Origin of the sequence: Methanobacterium formicicum, from assembly GCF_029848115.1 — an archaeon.
GTDB lineage: Archaea > Methanobacteriota > Methanobacteria > Methanobacteriales > Methanobacteriaceae > Methanobacterium > Methanobacterium formicicum.
The window spans coordinates 1-16,380 of the sequence record NZ_JARVXG010000024.1; the positions used below are offsets into that span (position 1 = coordinate 1).

The 16,380-nt window shown below is 43.0% G+C and carries 17 protein-coding genes; 7 read left to right on the forward strand and 10 right to left on the reverse strand.

The annotated features are described in order from the left end of the window. The first annotated feature begins 165 nt into the window (after positions 1-165). Positions 166-690 (forward strand): hypothetical protein, encoded by a 525-nt coding sequence (locus QC759_RS01580; RefSeq protein WP_048071797.1) that lies wholly within the window; start codon positions 166-168, stop codon positions 688-690. A 480-nt stretch (positions 691-1,170) separates the two neighbouring features. Next, positions 1,171-2,400 (forward strand): peptide chain release factor aRF-1, encoded by a 1,230-nt coding sequence (gene prf1, locus QC759_RS01585; protein ID WP_048071798.1) that lies wholly within the window; start codon positions 1,171-1,173, stop codon positions 2,398-2,400. A gap of 238 nt (positions 2,401-2,638) precedes the next feature. On the opposite strand, the gene QC759_RS01590 is transcribed toward prf1, so the two are convergent. From QC759_RS01590 to QC759_RS01620, 7 genes are all read right to left on the reverse strand, one after another. Continuing rightward, on the reverse strand, positions 2,639-3,238 hold the full coding sequence (locus QC759_RS01590; protein ID WP_048071799.1) for an orotate phosphoribosyltransferase-like protein: 600 nt from the start codon (positions 3,236-3,238) through the stop codon (positions 2,639-2,641). A gap of 61 nt (positions 3,239-3,299) precedes the next feature. Beyond that, positions 3,300-4,253, reverse strand: coding sequence for a Gfo/Idh/MocA family protein (locus tag QC759_RS01595; RefSeq protein WP_048071800.1), 954 nt, complete (start codon positions 4,251-4,253; stop codon positions 3,300-3,302). Beyond that, entirely contained in the window at positions 4,250-5,122 is an 873-nt protein-coding gene (gene hemC / locus QC759_RS01600) for a hydroxymethylbilane synthase (RefSeq protein ID WP_048071801.1), read from the reverse strand. Before hemC ends, QC759_RS01595 begins: the two co-directional genes overlap by 4 nt. 202 nt (positions 5,123-5,324) lie before the next feature. After that, on the reverse strand, positions 5,325-6,707 hold the full coding sequence (gene cfbE, locus QC759_RS01605) for a coenzyme F430 synthase (RefSeq protein ID WP_048071802.1): 1,383 nt from the start codon (positions 6,705-6,707) through the stop codon (positions 5,325-5,327). A gap of 24 nt (positions 6,708-6,731) precedes the next feature. After that, positions 6,732-7,568, reverse strand: a complete 837-nt coding sequence (locus QC759_RS01610) for an NAD(+) kinase (protein WP_048071803.1) — start codon at positions 7,566-7,568, stop codon at positions 6,732-6,734. Continuing rightward, complete coding sequence (locus QC759_RS01615) at positions 7,569-8,408, reverse strand: bifunctional fructose-bisphosphatase/inositol-phosphate phosphatase (protein ID WP_048071804.1); 840 nt, start codon at positions 8,406-8,408, stop codon at positions 7,569-7,571. 146 nt (positions 8,409-8,554) lie between these two features. Continuing rightward, positions 8,555-8,998, reverse strand: coding sequence for a pyruvoyl-dependent arginine decarboxylase (locus tag QC759_RS01620; protein WP_048071805.1), 444 nt, complete (start codon positions 8,996-8,998; stop codon positions 8,555-8,557). Between the two features lie 221 nt (positions 8,999-9,219). On the opposite strand from QC759_RS01620, the gene QC759_RS01625 reads away from it, so the two are divergent. The 5 genes from QC759_RS01625 to QC759_RS01645 all read left to right on the forward strand — a co-directional run bounded on the left by QC759_RS01625 (position 9,220) and on the right by QC759_RS01645 (position 14,858). Beyond that, positions 9,220-9,612, forward strand: a complete 393-nt coding sequence (locus QC759_RS01625) for a translation initiation factor IF-5A (protein ID WP_048071806.1) — start codon at positions 9,220-9,222, stop codon at positions 9,610-9,612. 134 nt (positions 9,613-9,746) lie between these two features. Then, on the forward strand, positions 9,747-10,622 hold the full coding sequence (gene speB / locus QC759_RS01630) for an agmatinase (protein ID WP_048071807.1): 876 nt from the start codon (positions 9,747-9,749) through the stop codon (positions 10,620-10,622). Positions 10,623-10,866: 244 nt separating this feature from the next. Continuing rightward, positions 10,867-12,096 carry an ornithine cyclodeaminase, nickel-pincer nucleotide-dependent gene (locus QC759_RS01635; RefSeq protein WP_048071808.1) on the forward strand — a complete coding sequence of 410 codons (1,230 nt, stop codon included), beginning with the start codon at positions 10,867-10,869 and terminating at the stop codon, positions 12,094-12,096. 151 nt (positions 12,097-12,247) lie between these two features. Further along, a complete protein-coding gene (gene ade / locus QC759_RS01640; RefSeq protein WP_048071809.1) occupies positions 12,248-13,858 on the forward strand; it encodes an adenine deaminase in 1,611 nt (536 codons plus the stop codon). Positions 13,859-13,979: 121 nt separating this feature from the next. Then, positions 13,980-14,858 (forward strand): MBL fold metallo-hydrolase, encoded by an 879-nt coding sequence (locus tag QC759_RS01645; protein ID WP_048071810.1) that lies wholly within the window; start codon positions 13,980-13,982, stop codon positions 14,856-14,858. 42 nt (positions 14,859-14,900) lie between these two features. Here the strand turns inward: QC759_RS01645 and QC759_RS01650 are convergent, their stop codons facing one another. The 3 genes from QC759_RS01650 to QC759_RS01660 all read right to left on the reverse strand — a co-directional run bounded on the left by QC759_RS01650 (position 14,901) and on the right by QC759_RS01660 (position 16,303). Then, the gene (locus tag QC759_RS01650; protein ID WP_048071811.1) at positions 14,901-15,515 is read right to left on the reverse strand and encodes a DUF447 domain-containing protein; all 615 of its coding nucleotides are present in this window, start codon (positions 15,513-15,515) and stop codon (positions 14,901-14,903) included. Between the two features lie 69 nt (positions 15,516-15,584). Beyond that, positions 15,585-16,049, reverse strand: a complete 465-nt coding sequence (locus QC759_RS01655; protein ID WP_048071812.1) for a DUF2124 domain-containing protein — start codon at positions 16,047-16,049, stop codon at positions 15,585-15,587. Between the two features lie 113 nt (positions 16,050-16,162). After that, on the reverse strand, positions 16,163-16,303 hold the full coding sequence (locus QC759_RS01660; protein WP_004030295.1) for a hypothetical protein: 141 nt from the start codon (positions 16,301-16,303) through the stop codon (positions 16,163-16,165). Positions 16,304-16,380: the final 77 nt, after the last annotated feature.

Consider the following 16,380-nt stretch of genomic DNA (forward strand, 5'->3'; position numbering starts at 1 on the left):
AAATCAGACTATTTTAGGATTGAAATAAAGACCAGCCTTAACTGTACGAAATTTATCTTAAACTAAGTTATTAAGAACATCATGTACATGCGTAGGGGCCCTCATTAATTTTCGCAAAAGATAAATAAGAAAGTAGAAAAAAGATTAAAAAAGAGGCGATCATGGATGGGGGAAAAATATCTAGGATTCATAGCTGTTTTGGTGATAATTGGGCTGATTGTGGCCGTATCTGGATGCACATCTTCAAGTAGTGAAAAAAATACAAATAATACACCTAACATAAATTATTTAAATTTCACAGCAAATGGAGTTTCATTCAAATATATGTCTGATTATATGACTGTAAAACAAGGCACAGGAAATATTATTGCTGAATTGAATTATACAACTTTAGGTTCTCCAGGTTATGTTGTGAAATATCCTGGGATGTCGTTAGAGTCTTTAAAGTCAAAAATTGAATTAGAAACTTATCCTGACCACAATATCACCGAAACTAAAATAATAGGTAAGGAATTGAATTATAATGGTTATAGAATAAATAGTAAGGCTAAGTCTCCCTACAACATGACCGAAGATTATATTATATTTGAAACAGGGGGATCTTCTTATGAAATTTCAATTTTTGGAGAGTCTGGTAATTCATTAAGTTATATCATCAACCCAATTGAACAAAGTATTTATGTTTCATAACCAATAATTTCTTTTTACCCTTCCTTTTGAATCATTAGGTCAGATAATTCCTTAAATAGTTTGGTATAGTAATCTACTGTTTCTTTTGAATTAATTCAATGTTAAAACTGGGCTACTCACTATTTTAATTAATGTTGAAGACAGCCACAGGGGCAGAAAAGTCATCATAATAGGTGTAGCTTGCCCTAAGATCATTAAGTATTAATTCAATGGATAGCAATGTAAACCATACTACTTAAAAAGTTTAGATAACATAGCAAATATTAAACATCTGATATTTTTACAAGGATAGGAAAGGAAGTTTTTTTAAAATGAACATAGTTCCCAGTATTGTAGAGTAGCAGCCCCAGAATACCAGGCAAGTATTCTATAACCTTCTATAATCTACAGATTGATTAAATTGAATAATTGAATAGATTAATTGAAACTCTAATTAATTACACATTTTATAACATTTTATCAGTTTAGGAGCGATATTGAATGTCCGAACCATCATCAACCGAACTTTATGAGGTTAAACGCACACTGAAAGAACTCTCCGATAAAAAAGGTCGGGGTACTGAGCTGGTGTCAGTTTACATACCACCAGATAAGCAGATAAGTGACGTGGTCAAGCACATGCGTGAAGAGCTCAGCCAGAGTGCCAACATTAAAAGTAAACAGACCAAAAAGAATGTTCAGTCTGCCATTGAAGTTATAATGCAGCGTATGAAGCTCTTCCCCAAGCCACCAGAGAGGGGTCTGGTGTTATTTGTGGGTATGATCCCCCGGGGAGGGCCGGGAACTGAGAAGATGGAGACCTATGTTTTCGAACCACCAGAACCAGTGCAAACCTACATCTACCACTGTAACTCCCAGTTCTTCCTGGAACCCCTGGAGGAGATCCTGGAAGATAAGGAGATCTACGGACTGGCAGTTATCGACCGAAAAGAAGCCACCATAGCCGTGATGAAGGGAAAACGAATAGACATTGTCAAAAATTTGACCAGTGGTGTTCCCGGGAAGCATAAAGCAGGTGGACAGTCCCAGAGACGTTTTGACCGATTGATTGAACTGGCCGCCCACGAATTCTTGAAAAGGATCGGGGAACATATGAATGAAGCCTTCTTAAATCTTGAAGGCATCAAAGGAGTAATTATCGGAGGACCTGGGCACACTAAGGAGGATTTTGTCAACGGAGATTACCTGCACCACGAGATCAAGCAGATGATTATCACCACCGTGGATACCTCCTACACCGGTGAGTTTGGTATCCGGGAGGTTATTGACAAATCCATGGATATACTCACCGAAATCGACATCATGCGGGAGAAAAAGCTGGTCCAACGCTTTTTAACCGAACTGGTGGATGAAAATGGCCTGGCATCCTACGGTGAAGCCGAAGTAAGGCAGAACCTGATTAACGGTGCAGTAGAAGTCCTGTTACTCTCCGAGGATATAAAAGCTAAAAGGTACACCTACCAGTGCACTTCCTGTGGAAACCAGGAAGAGAAAACCATTAAAAATGAGAAAGACGCCAAAGACGAGCCCTGTAAGAATTGTGGGGATACCATGAAACCCACTTCTTCAGAGGATGTAATTGGGGACTTTGTTAAAATGGCAGAGGAAGTAGGCTCCGAAGTGGAGATCATATCCACGGAAACTGAGGAGGGAATGCAGCTTTTCCGTGCCTTTGGAGGTATTGCTGCCATATTAAGGTACAGAATATAATTAAAGTACAGAATATAGTACTTTAAAATCCTTATATTTTTTTAAATAGGACACTAAAACTTTAGTTCTAATAAATAAATTTAATACTCCGTCTATTCTAAAAATAAAATACAATGCTTTCTATTTTTCAAAAGAAATTTGAATAACCTTTTTTAAGAAAAATAACGTTTTTTAAGAAATATTTAAAGAGAATAAGTAATTGGAATTAAAAGAAAATAAGTAATGTGGATTAAAAGAATTATCCCAGTCTACTCACGCGTATAAGTGATTCTACGGGAACTTTTTCCACTTCCTGTAATCCTTTCTTGTCTATGAGTACCACTGCAGCTAAGGGTTCTGCTCCCAGGCTGCGGAAGACTTTTATGGCCTCACCTACGGTTCCTCCGCTGGTGATAACATCGTCCACTATTATCACCCGCTTTCCCTCTACCGAGGCAAAGTTACTGCTCACTGCACCACGGGCATCCTCTTCCTTACGGTGCTTAATGGGGTGGAACACCGCCATATCTGCATCCAGAAACTCGGCCATCATGGTGGCAAAGGGGATTCCACTTACGGTAATTCCCACCACTACCTCCACGTCTCCGTGCTGCAGGGCCATGTCAGCCATGGCTGCGGAGACATAGGACATTCTGGTGGAACTACCACCCAGGCTTTTCCAGTTTATGGCAAAATCCACTGGTGCCTTTTCCTGAGATTGTTCCTTGGTTTTATCGGTTCCCTGGAGTATAAGCCACCGGGCAGTGTCTTTAGAGACGTTGAGTTCATCAGCTATCTCTCCAGTGGTAAAACCTCTGCTTCTAAGTTCGTAGGCCTTTTCAATAAGTTTCTGGTTCATTTATACCCCTCCTAAAAAGGATTTTAGGATAATTCATAATTAAAATTGGAATCAGTGATATTCAGTCCATGTCAATTTTTATGGGAGTTTTCTCCTTGGCAGACTTCATAGATGCTAAAACTGTTTTTAGGGCGTGTATTCCATCTTCCCCGGTGATTTTTGGTTTTTCATCCAGCATAATGGCGTTTAAAAAGGAATCCAGTTCTTCCATTAGGGGTTCATGGTGGGGTACCCTGACGTTTCGGGCGTTTTTACCGAAGATCTCCACGGTCTGGTCTATGTAGTCCAAGGAAATGATCCCATCGGTTCCTGTGACTTCCAGTTGCCGTTTTTTGTAGGGTGTGAGCCAGTTAACTTCCAGCATACCTATGGCGTTGTTGTAGAATTCCATCATGATCTCGGCATGGTCCTCGTATTCACATTTTTCCAGTCTACTACCGACATGGGCGTAGACCTTGGATACTGGGCTGTCCATGAGGTAGGCCATCACATCCACTTCGTGGATAGCCAGATCTATGGTAACACCAACATCCTTTATTCGGGGAGGAAATGGTCCTACTCGTTTAGCTGAAACTGAAACCACTTCTCCAATGAGTTTATCCCTTAAAAGTTTTTTAGCCTCCAGAACAGCTGGATTGAACCTTTCCACATGACCGGTGGCCAGTTTAACTCCCTGTTTCCGGGCAGCCTTGACCATATCCTTGGCTTCCTTCAGGGTGAAGGCTATGGGTTTTTCCACCAGAACGTGTTTTCCCTGTTCAATGGCACTCATTACCACCTCGTAGTGGTAAGTGGTGGGGACACAGACACTCACTGCATCTATTTCTGGCATTTTAAGTACGTTATCGTAATCCACAAATCCAACGGTGTTGTATTTCTTGGAGACCTCAGCCAGGGTGCCCTTCATGAGATCAGATACTGCCAGGAGGTTGGCATTTTTAAGTCGGGTGTACACTCGTACATGGTTGTGGCCCATGGCCCCTACACCAACTACACCCACGTTTACCTTATTCACTGGCAATCCTCCCCCATGCGTTTGGCAATTTCAAGACCAATAGCTTCCGCCTGGTTTACCGGACCACTCATACTATGTTTTGATAATAACTCACCCTCGGGGGTAAGTAAAATAGCCTGAAGTTTCAATTCATCTTCCTGTACCCGGGCACAAACCCCCAACGGCCATTGACAGCCTACACCCAGTACTTCTAAAACCTTTTTTTCTGCCATAATTTCCTGATAAGAATCTTTATGATTCAAAGCCTTTAAAATATTCTTTTTACCGCTATCTTTCCTGGCGATAACTGCCAGTGCTCCCTGACCCGCAGCTGGAGTCATGTAATCCAAGGAAAATCGTTCCCTAAGGTGTTCGGTAAGTCCCAGTCTGTTGAGACCTGCTTCTGCCAGTAATGTGGCCTGATATTCCCCACTGGTTATTTTTTTAATCCGGGTATCGATGTTACCCCTGATGGGCTTTATATCCACATCTTTGTGGTGGTACCTGCAGAAAGCTTCTCTCCGGATACTACTGGTGCCCAGAGTTGCTCCTTCTGGCAGGGCATCCCATTGGTAAGGGGATATCAGCACATCATGGGGTGATTCCCGTGGAGGCACGGCCACAATTTCCAGTTCATCATCCAGTTCACTGGGAAGATCCTTTAAACTGTGAACTGCAAAATCGACCTCCTCTTCTAGCACTGCTCGGTCCAATTCCTTGGTGAATATTCCCTTAGCATCTATATCATAAAGCTGAGAGTCTTTAATTTTGTCTCCAGTGGTTTTTACAACATTTACATCTATTTTCTCATCTGTTAGTTTTGATAAAGAGGTGATTATACTTTTGGTTTGAACCATAGCCAGATTGCTTCCCCTTGTACCTACCTGCAATGCATCATCTCCGAATGTGGCGAATTTACTGAATTTTAAGTATAAAAGTTTGTCATTTAAAGCTGCTACCTGACATAGCAAACTTAGTATAAGAATCCTTAGTTGATTGATTTTCTATGATCTTTAATAAATGTTGTCATGGTGAAAATTAATCACCCCTATTCTATTTATACTGTGAAGTTTTAGGTTTTCTCCACTGTGGTTATCTTCTGCCCAATTCTGAGAAATTTGAGCGATAGATGAGCAATATATTTTTGCCCCCAGCATTTTTAGCTTCTCCTACTGCTAAATCTATATTATTTTGATAAATTGAACCCCTATTAATCTGTTTATTTAAATTATACCCCAGATCTCCGGTTAATACCAAGGGGATCTCCTCATCCAGGCTATCCAAGAACTCCACCAGGGAATTTTCATCAATCTCTTCACAGGTGACACCGTAACTTCCACCGAGTACTATTGCTGGTTTATCATAGGATTTTATCATGTGGGCTGATCTTTTTACGGCAGTAACATTTATACCTGGATTTATTTCCTCAATAACTACTGTTTCACCCATTTTTAGGAGTGAAGTCCGGCCAGGTAAGCCTTTAAAGTTTTCCAAGCCTCGAATTATGGTTTTTGGAGGAGTTCCCATGGCTAAAGAAGCACTTATGGCCGAAAGAGTGTTTTCAAGATGATATTGGGCTGGGGCAAATGTGGATACTGTAAATGAGGTGTTCACAAGTTTTCCATCGGTTGTTTTAAGATCAACCACTTCCACTTGGAATGTGGTTTTATGAAGGTGGTAATGGATATTATGGGCCCAAACATTCACCTGACCCGTATCATTTTCCTTAATTGAATAAGTATTCGTTTTTTCCCGGGTAGCTGGATCCAGGGAGTAATTTTTATGATATGAATCATGATCACAGATTACTACCTTACTGGCAAACATCTGCTGCTTGGCTTTACTGGCACTGCTGGTTCCCTGGGCAATGGTGTAATCTTCCACTATATTGGTGATGATTCCCACATCTGCCAGACCTGTTCCCCCCAATGAACTTTCAAATATACAGATATCCGGTTGGCGGGCTATATCTTTATACAATTCCTGGGCAAGTCTCCAGGCAGTTATAATACTGGCCGGAGTTATGCTGATATTCTTTTGAAGGGTAGTTTCTTCCCCATCAAAGAGAACTTCAACACCCCGGCTGCTTAATAGCAGGGGATTTTTATCACGATATATTTCTTTGAGCATGGCCACTACACTGGTTTTACCCTTCACTCCGGTGATCTCCATTACCGGTACCTTTATTTCATTCTTTAAAAGGTATTTCACTGCCTGATGATGGGTCATGTGGGGCGGGATGGATAAATTACAGTGCACTGGAGCTATTACCACTAGTTCAGAATTATCATGCCCAGAGTTTGCATAAAAGGAGTCATCCACCAGTTGAATGTGGTTATTTTCCAGGAATGATCGATCCTCTTCCTGCAGGGTATGGTATATGTCCCAGGCCAAAACCTCACAGTTTTCCCTTTTAGAAAATTCAAGGGCCAATGTGCTTCCACCGTGGGTCATGTCCACTATAAGTACTTTCATTTAATTTATTCCTTAGTTTGTTTGCTAACTGATTCCACCCTGGATTAACTTTTCCCGGACTTTACGGTAGAAGTCTTTGGTTAGGCGCACGAAATAGGCACAGTTATCTGATTTGCGGAAGACAATTTCATCCATGTAATTAATTTCTTCCTCAAACTGACCGTCGATAACTGCTACCCCCTTTTTACCTTCCCGGAGAAGCTTCACCTTGATGATGCTCTCGTCAGAAACAACTGTAGGCCGTGCTCCCAGTTTAAAAGGACATATGGGGACTATTATAAAGGCTTTGACCTTAGGATCGATAATGGGACCTCCCGCAGACATGGAATATGCTGTTGATCCACTGGGTGTGGCTATTATGAGTCCATCTGCACGGAGTTCTTCCATTATCTCGTCATCCACACTGATCTGGATGTGGAGCATTTTAGCGGGTTTGCGGGTCATGAGCACTACTTCATTTAGTGCGGGGGGTAGTTCCCGGTTGTGCCATACCCGTAGCTGGTTTCTTCTTTCCACAAAATAGTTACCAGCCAGAACTTCTTCAATTGCTGTAAACGCGTTTTCAGGATCTATTTCTGTTAAAAATCCCACTGTTCCCATGTTAATTCCTATTAGGGGAATTTTTTTGTGGCTGATGAAGCTCTGAGTGCGGAGGATGGTTCCATCTCCTCCAATGGCCACCACCATATCCACTTCCATATCCTCCAGATCACACTGTCGGTCCTGGTACTGGGTGAGTTCCCGGGCCAGGGGAGTGTCCAGCACAATATCCACATTTTTTTCCAGTAAAAAGTCAGCAATAGCCAGAGCAAGTGTAACTGCTCCGGGAACATCACTGCGAGCAACCAACCCCATGATCAATTAAATCCCCTCCCATATTTTCATTATTTCGTCATGAATCTCCGTATTACAGGCAGCGATTAGGGAAGTTTTCTCCAGTACGTTTAATTTACCGTTAAGGGTGTTTCCCTGGGAGTCGGTCACCACCCCGCCACTTTCTTCTACTATGAGCTTGGCGGCAGCAACATCCACCACCCGGAGGTTATCCCTAACATCCACAAATGCTTCATAGGTTCCATTGGCCACGTAGGAGATTTCTATGGCCACAGCCCCCAGGATTCTCATTCTCCTCACACTTTTACATAGCACCTCGATCTTGGACATGTCCATCCTGTAAACATAAGCACCCATGGATATGCTGGATAAATCCTGTTTAGCAGATGGGCTCACCTTTTCACCATTTAAAAAGGCACCTTTACCCTTGAAGGCCTTATAAATATCATCTGTAGCGTAATTTTTAACCACTCCCATCTGGATGTCTTCAATGGTCAGGGGACCATTACTTCCCGGAGTTATGGGGGCTACGGCCACGGAGATCCCGTAGGCAGGTATCTGTTTCACCGCATTACTGGTTCCATCCAGGGGGTCTACTACCAATATGGCCTCGGGTTGTCCTTCACCAATGTTTACTTCCCCAATTTCTTCGCTTATGAGGGTTAATGGCCTATCAACTTCATTTAAGACATCCATTACCTTTTTTTCGGCCACCAGGTCAATGTGAGTGGTGGGTGTTCCATCCGCCCCCATTTTCACTATTTCCCCACCCTCCGGGGATCCTATAAGAGGGGATATAGCCCTTTGAGATTCCTCAATTAAATCCTGGCATACTCTGTCCCAAAATTCCTGATCTTCTCCATTCATAGTATCCTCCCCCTATAAAACCTTGATTTCAATTATTCAATCCGTTGGTTTATTAATGACCCCTTTACCCGAGGTTGGTGAGTCAGTTGATAGGGATTGGTGGTTATTTCAAGCCATTCCCTTTTAACCGGTTAAATTATAATATGTTATTCCAGGTATACCACCGCAGCCAGAGCCACTCCCTGGCTTTTTACTTTATGACTTTCCTGGGCTATGATAATTTCCCTGATGTCCAGATCCCTAACCTGCATCATGTACTTTACCATGGCTTCTGCTTCCTCCTTGAGGGTTTCCGGGTCCTGGTTAACCCCGGAGTGTTCCACCACGCATCCAAATTCATTGGAGGTGGCTACAGCTACTACTGCAGTTAATAGATCACCTGGCTGGTCCGAATGAATACAGGACAGGACACAGTTCACCATTTTACCCTCTTCAATGTGGGGTAGTTCTACTATCTCTGTGTCTCGGGGTAGTATACTGGATACTGGTATGAGGTTCACGTCACCAATCCCTGCGTCTAAAAGTGCGTTGTCAAAGGCGTTTAGTCTGGTGGGTCCTTCTGATTTTCCGGATGTTATTGAAACTTTCATGGTATCACTTGTAATTCACTTAAAAATTTAAATAGGGAAAAAAATATAGGCATTTCTATATCAGCGAGTGGTATCTATAAATATATTTATACCCTGCAACCAGAGTTATTAGAAAGCAGAGTTTATATTAATCATTATAGATTCTATTTCTAGGTTCTAAAAAAATTATTGATCCCCCGGTGGGATCTAAGATTTATACGTATATTACGGAGGTAAATAGCATGTCGACTAAGGTAGTGGAAGTTAAAACGCTTAAAGTAGGTAAATATGTGGTACTGGATGGTGAAGCATCTAAGATCGTGAATATTCAGACTTCATCCCCTGGAAAACACGGAGCAGCAAAGGCCCGAGTAGATGCCATAGGAATTTTTGATAACCAGAAGAGAAACCTGGTAAAACCAGTGGATGCCAAGATAGAAGTCCCTATAATAGATAAAAGAACCGCCCAGGTACTGGCTTTAATGGGTAGCGATGTCCAACTCATGGATCTGGAAACCTACGAAACCTTTGAAGTCCCTATACCCGATGACCTGCGTGACAAGCTGGTCGAAGGTGCAGAAGTAGGTTACATCGTGGCCATGGGCAACAAGAAACTCATGAGGATAAAAGGGTAAATAAATAAATCCCAAGGATTAAAAAGGTCAAAGCAGAACTTTAGGGGCTTAAACCTCTCAAGGAACTGAAAATAACCCAAAATCTCGGATTTACCCCAAATAAAAACTATTTTTAAGATTTATGAGGATTGTAAATGTATCTGTACACGGAAAATCCTCTTAAATTTGCTTTTTCACATGAAGAGGATGATTACTCCTCTTCCTTAACTGATAAACCCCTTTTTGGCATACTGGGAGTGCCCTTTGATAGCACCACCACCTACCAGCCAGGGGCACGTTACGGGCCTCTTTTTGTAAGGGAGGCTTCCTACAACTTTGAAGGATACAATCTATTTTTGGATAAAGGTCTACAGAAAGGTGTGTGGGACATTGGAAACCTGGAGTCTGTCCCTGGAAACTTCCAGAAAACCTGTTCAAACCTGAAATCAGTTATAACATCCCTTTTAGAGGATAAGATTACTCCTATAACCATTGGTGGGGAACACAGCATAAGTTATGGAGTTTTAAAGGCTTATGATGACCTGCAGAATGTGACCATCCTCCATTTCGATGCCCACATGGATCTGAGGGATGATTATATGGGAGAAAAATTTTCCCACGCCACAGTTATGCACCGGATACAGGATCTTGAACCCCGGCACATAATCCAGATGGGAATACGTTCTGCCTCCATTGAAGAGAGGCAATTTGCCCAGGATAATGGGATAGAATATTACACACCCCGGGAGATAAAAGAAAACCGGGAAAAGATGGAAAAAATCATCAGCCAGATAGAAGGCCCTATCTACGTTACGGTGGATATAGATGTTCTGGACCCGGCTTATGCCCCCAGCGTGGGTACCCCTGCACCGGGTGGGTTGACTCCCCATGATCTGGAGAGGCTCATTTTCTCCCTAGAGGGAAAGGAAGTTGTGGGGCTGGATGTGGTTGAGGTTTCCGCAAACTCCGTTGGAGATAGCACCTCAATTAATGCCGCTAAAACAATTTTAGATTTCTTATTCCTGCAATAAATCATGACAAAATCATTTAATCACTTTTTTAGTTAATTTCTTCTTGAATCTCGTCTTTTTCCAGATATTATATAAATATTTATAGATATCCCCCCAAATATTTAGAAATGTTAAAAAATAGTTAGAAATGTTAAAATTACAATAATGATCACTAGTAAAAAATCGTGCTTCCAGGGATATTCCACCAATGATTGAAATAATACGAATGATCCTTGGGTTTAGATGAAAAATAGGAGGATTGTAAATGTACAACCGAGAAGTTAAGCTTACTGGACATATTATCGACTCACTCACCCTTCCCCGGGCCCTGGATCTCATTATGGACATGGGTGGTGACTTTCAGATACTGGAATTCAAGGTGGGTAAACGAAAAAAAGACACCAGCCTGGCCCGGATCAAAGTTTCTGCCGAGAGCGAATCACTTTTAGGTGAAATTTTAGATGAACTGGCCGAAATAGGGGCTATGGTGGTGGAGATCCGTGAAGTTAAACTGGAAGCTGCCACCAAGGATAAAACTCTGCCTGCTGATTTTTATTCCACCACCAACCATCCCACCTATATCCGCTTCCAGAATGAGTGGATACCTGTTGAAAACATTGAAATGGACTGTATGATTGTGGTGGATCCGGAAATACCTAAAGCCATCATCAAACCCATTGGTCAAATCAAAAAAGGAGACCTGGTGGTGGTTGGTCGTGAAGGAATTAAGGTCATGGCCCCTCAGAGGCCCAGGGGTAAGAAGGGAGTGTTTGAGTTCATGGGAAGTGGTGCTTCCTCGGAAAAACCCTTACAAACCCTCATTAAAAGTATTGCTCAGGAAGTACGGGAAGTGAAAAGCCGTGGGGGTAAGATCGCCGTGGTTGGTGGACCAGCCATTATCCACACTGGCTCTGGCCCGGTGCTGGCCCGTATGATCAAGGAAGGTCTGGTGGACGTGGTCTTTGCCGGTAATGCCCTGGCCACCCATGATATTGAGAGTGCACTCTACGGAACGTCACTGGGGATATGTGTGAAGAGTGGGGAAGCTGTGGCCCGGGGTCACCGCCACCATATTTACGCTATAAACCAGATAAACCAGGCCGGCTCCATACGGGACGCCGTGGAGAAGGGCGTGCTTACAAAGGGAGTTATGTACGAATGCGTAACCAACAATGTTCCCTTTGTACTGGCTGGATCCATACGAGATGATGGACCACTCCCTGATGTTATAACCGATGTTATTGAGGCCCAGGATGAAATGAGGAAGTATGTACAGGGTGTGGATATGGTGATCATGATTGCCACCATGCTTCACTCCATAGCCGTGGGTAACATCCTCCCCTCTCAGGTTAAGAGTATCTGCGTGGATATAAACCCGGCAACAGTTACCAAACTAAGTGACCGTGGTAGTGCCCAGGTACTCGGTATTGTTACCGATGTAGGGGCTTTCCTGCCCATGCTTTATCATGAAATCAACCACAAACCAGGAGATTAGATAACAAAAACTGTTATCTACTCCCTATTGGGGGGGGGATTAATTTTTTTTATCAAACAGTTCCCGGTGGGAATTGTATTACAGTTTATTCCAGTAATTAAATATTCCAGTAATTAAAGATTAGCACTTGAATCAATCCAGAGGGATGTGTATGATTAAAGGAAATCTCGTAAACCTTTTTACCGAGGAAATCTACCCCGCCGAGGTGGAAATTCAGAAGGGGAAGATAAAGTGTGTCCGGGAAGTTAAGGAGGAGTTGGATAACTACATTCTCCCGGGATTCATCGATGCCCACATCCATATTGAAAGTTCCATGCTCACTCCCTCCCGTTTTGCCCAGATGGTGGTACCCCACGGAACCACGGCAGTGGTGGCTGACCCCCATGAAATTGCCAATGTCCAGGGACTGGCCGGGGTTAACTACATGATTCAGGACGCGGCCAACGTCCCCCTCCAATTTTTCTTCACCGCACCATCCTGCGTACCCGCTACCCCTTTTGAAACCTCTGGAGCAGTTTTAGGCCCTGAAGAGATTGATAATCTCCTCCAGAGGGATGATGTGGTGGCATTGGGGGAGATGATGAACGTCCCCGGAGTTATAGGGGGAGACCCGGTTGTTCTGGAGAAGATCCGTCTGGCCCATGAACATTCCAAACCAGTTGATGGGCATGCACCCCTGCTTTCAGGGGATGATCTCTGCAACTACATAGCTCGTGGCATATCCACTGAACATGAGTGCAGTCTCCGGGAAGAAGCACTGGAAAAAAAGAGGCTGGGTATGAGGATAATGGTCCGGGAAGGATCATCCGCCCAGAACCTGGAAGAACTGTGGACAGTGGGTGGTGATTTCCTGGTGTCTGATGACCGCCACCCCCAGGATCTACTGGAGGGACATCTGGATCAGACCCTTAAAAAGGCAGTAGAGCTGGGTATGGACCCCCTGAAGGCCATTCAAATGGTCACCGTGCATCCGGCTTCCCATTACCACCTGGATACTGGTTCTGTAACCCCGGGTAAAAGTGCGGATCTGGTGGTGGTGGATGATCTGGAAAAATTCAACGTTAAAAAGGTTTTTATAAAGGGAGAGCTGGTTGCCCGGGAAGGTAAACCCCTCTTTAATGTCCAGCCCTTAACTGGAGAAAATACCTTCCAGTTGAAGACCATGATGCCCTCTGATTTTGAGATACAATCCACTGGAAATGGAGAAAACACGGTGAGGGTTATTGAGGTGATGGAAGGTCAACTTCTCACTGAAAAATCCCAGGCCACACTGGAGTCTGTAAATGGCATCCTGCCAGGCGATATTGAACAGGATGTACTACAAATTGCAGTGGTGGAGCGATACGGTAACAATCATCATTCCAATGCCTTTGTGAAGGGTTTTAGTTTAAAAAAGGGTGCAATAGCATCCAGTGTTGCCCATGACTCCCACAACATAATCGTGGTTGGTACCAATACCAAAGATATGGCCGTTGCGGTGAACACCCTTAAAAAGAACAGGGGAGGACTGGTTACCGTGGGTGAGGGTGTTGTGCATTCCCTAAAACTCCCCATTGCTGGCCTCATGAGTACCCAGAGTGCAGAGGAGGTTGCTAACCAGTTAAACCAGTTACAGGAATTTACTAAGGCTATGGGCTGTAAACTGTCTTCTCCCTTTATGACCCTGTCCTTTATGGCGCTCCTGGTCATTCCCAAACTCAAGATCAGTGATCAGGGCTTATTTGATGGGGAAAGTTTCCAGTTTGTGGATGTTATAAAGTGAATTCTGTGAATTTCTATAATTTCCCAGTTTTTAGGGATAAAAAGCTATTTATCAGTACCAAAAGACGGATTAATCTGGAATATAGACACACATAACTATTATGGGAAGAATGGTGTTTGAAATGGATATTATACCCCTGGCCTTTGAAAGTATGGGCGTGCGCTCCATGGCCACCTTCGTTGAAACGGATCAGAGGATACTCATTGATCCCGGGACTTCCATTGCCCCTAAAAGATTCGGATTTCCACCTTGGAAGGATGAATTCGATGCCCTACACGAAACCCGTGCCAGAGTGCAGGAGTACGCTGCAAAGGCAGACATTCTGACTATAAGCCATTACCATCATGACCATTTCACTCCCTTCAGTTTGGGGAGGTATCTGGACTCATCTCCCCGCTACGCTGAGGAGATGTACCTGGATAAAAAGCTATTTATAAAGCACCCCACCGAAAAGATTAATAAAAGCCAGCAAAGCCGGGCTCGTCTTTTTTTAAAGAATTTAAAGCGTTTGGGAACCAGGGATATTCACTATGCCGATGGTAATTCATTCCAGGTAGGAGACACTCGGCTTAAATTTTCAGATCCCCTCCCCCACGGTGGTGAGGGCAGCCGTCTGGGCTTTGTGGTAACCACAACCATAGAATGGGAAAATGAGAAGTTAATGCACGCTTCTGATGTGCAGGGCCCCATTTATGAAGGTGCTAAAAAAGTTATACTGGATGAAGAACCAGATACTCTAATTTTAAGTGGTCCTCCTATTTATCTGGAGGGTTTTGCCCTGGAAAAAAGGGATGTAGTGCGTGCCCAGAAAAATTTGATGGAAATATGCCAGAAAATCCCCCGGGTAGTGGTGGATCATCATCTTTTAAGGGATCTGCGCTGTTTTGATTTTATAAAAGAGGTTAAGGCAGAATCAAAGGGGGAGATCATGGTGGCTTCGGAACTTCTGGGTAAAGAGCCGTATTTACTGGAAGCAAGGCGAAAAGAGTTTTATTTTTAGTTTTATTAAATAATTAAATCAAGGAGAATGGATTTAAGGATGTTAATCTCTTAAATATTCTAAAATCTTCTTCATGGCTTTTTTATGTTCCTTGGAACCTACCTTGTTCACCACCCTGGAGGTTTCACCCAGTTTCTCCAGATATTCTTTCCTTTCTTCTTCAGAAACAATGTCTATCCGGCTGAGGTATACAAGGGCCTCGATTATTCCGTAAATAGCACGGTTCAGGGGATTGACATGTTCCTGGTTTTTAACCAGTTCCCCTACCCTGGCAGTTACCACGTTAATGGTGGAAGTTCCCAGGTGATCCTGGTGTTGGACCAGTTTTTCACGGGTGACATGGACTGTGAAAAAGGCTTCTGCCCCTTTGATAGAAAAATAGTCCTGATGTGGCTCGAATTTTGTGGTGTCCAGGTTTCCAATGGTTGATTCCACGAAAACCATGGGATCCCGCAGTATGTTCACACCGAAACTCTTCTCACGCTTCACATTATCAAAGGTTTGGGATCCCTCGTGGAGGTAAACCACCACTTCACGGGCATCTTTACAGATAACACCTATAGGTGCGGCGTTTGGAGTTCCATCCGGGTTTCGGGTGGTGACAATGGTCTCATACAGAAGACCACGTTCCATACCCACAGAATACAGGTCCAACATGGTTTCACCATTAGTTTTTAAACCAGCTATTTTTTAAAAAACATTACCACTGAAGTCATTCCTGCTGATTTATTCTTTTTTATAAATCTCTCCAGTTAGAATACCGTTGATTATACAGTCAAAATCGATTTTATCATCCCAACCTGCGTTTTCGAACATGTTCATGTAACACAGGCCCAGGACCTTTCCACCGGGCAGTAATATGTCGTCAAGCATCTTCTGCACATCAGCCACATCTACCTCATACTGGGGCATGGAAAGTCCACCCAGAAGGGCCACCACACTGCTGCGGGGATCTGCTTCTCCTGTAAACTGCATCCCCAGTGGTGTGCGTTCTATTTTGCGGGCAGAGTCCAGATCAGTTTTGGGTATAAATACTGCTTCTTTATCTCTGATTACATAGGCAAAGAGTTCGGCAAAGGGGCTGCAAACACCAGGAATTCCGGCAAAAGTAACTTTGTCTGCGTGTTCTACTTCTTTTTTGAAAGCCATCAGGTTTCCGTTTAATCCTCTGAACTTTTCTGTTTCCATCATTAAATCACCATAATCTAAAAAACAATAGGTGGAATTTTAAAAAATTAATAAAAAGCTTAAACTAGGGGAATTCTAAAACAAAGCAAACACTCAAGGTGAATGTTCATTAAATCTTAGGATCCCTTTAAAAATATATATATGATATAGGCTATCACCAGTATAATTATAACCGGAAGTAACCATATGAATACATAGAAGAAAACCACTGCCAGCACTAAGGCCACCAGTATGAGTAAAATGTCTCGAAGTTCCATATTCTTCTATATTACCATTTTAACATAAAAATATTTTCATATTGAATTAACGGCCGGGTAATTACCTAGTACCAATT

Excerpts from the sequence above, each read along its gene's own strand:
- QC759_RS01580 (WP_048071797.1), top strand. The coding sequence starts at position 166 with ATGGGGGAAAAATATCTAGGATTCATAGCTGTTTTGGTGATAATTGGG.
- prf1 (WP_048071798.1), top strand. The coding sequence starts at position 1,171 with ATGTCCGAACCATCATCAACCGAACTTTATGAGGTTAAACGCACACTG.
- QC759_RS01590 (WP_048071799.1), bottom strand. The coding sequence starts at position 3,238 with ATGAACCAGAAACTTATTGAAAAGGCCTACGAACTTAGAAGCAGAGGT.
- cfbE (WP_048071802.1), bottom strand. The coding sequence starts at position 6,707 with ATGAAAGTACTTATAGTGGACATGACCCACGGTGGAAGCACATTGGCC.
- QC759_RS01615 (WP_048071804.1), bottom strand. The coding sequence starts at position 8,408 with ATGAATGGAGAAGATCAGGAATTTTGGGACAGAGTATGCCAGGATTTA.
- QC759_RS01620 (WP_048071805.1), bottom strand. The coding sequence starts at position 8,998 with ATGAAAGTTTCAATAACATCCGGAAAATCAGAAGGACCCACCAGACTA.
- QC759_RS01625 (WP_048071806.1), top strand. The coding sequence starts at position 9,220 with ATGTCGACTAAGGTAGTGGAAGTTAAAACGCTTAAAGTAGGTAAATAT.
- speB (WP_048071807.1), top strand. The coding sequence starts at position 9,747 with ATGTATCTGTACACGGAAAATCCTCTTAAATTTGCTTTTTCACATGAA.
- QC759_RS01635 (WP_048071808.1), top strand. The coding sequence starts at position 10,867 with ATGTACAACCGAGAAGTTAAGCTTACTGGACATATTATCGACTCACTC.
- ade (WP_048071809.1), top strand. The coding sequence starts at position 12,248 with ATGATTAAAGGAAATCTCGTAAACCTTTTTACCGAGGAAATCTACCCC.
- QC759_RS01645 (WP_048071810.1), top strand. The coding sequence starts at position 13,980 with ATGGATATTATACCCCTGGCCTTTGAAAGTATGGGCGTGCGCTCCATG.
- QC759_RS01650 (WP_048071811.1), bottom strand. The coding sequence starts at position 15,515 with ATGTTGGACCTGTATTCTGTGGGTATGGAACGTGGTCTTCTGTATGAG.
- QC759_RS01655 (WP_048071812.1), bottom strand. The coding sequence starts at position 16,049 with ATGATGGAAACAGAAAAGTTCAGAGGATTAAACGGAAACCTGATGGCT.
- QC759_RS01660 (WP_004030295.1), bottom strand. The coding sequence starts at position 16,303 with ATGGAACTTCGAGACATTTTACTCATACTGGTGGCCTTAGTGCTGGCA.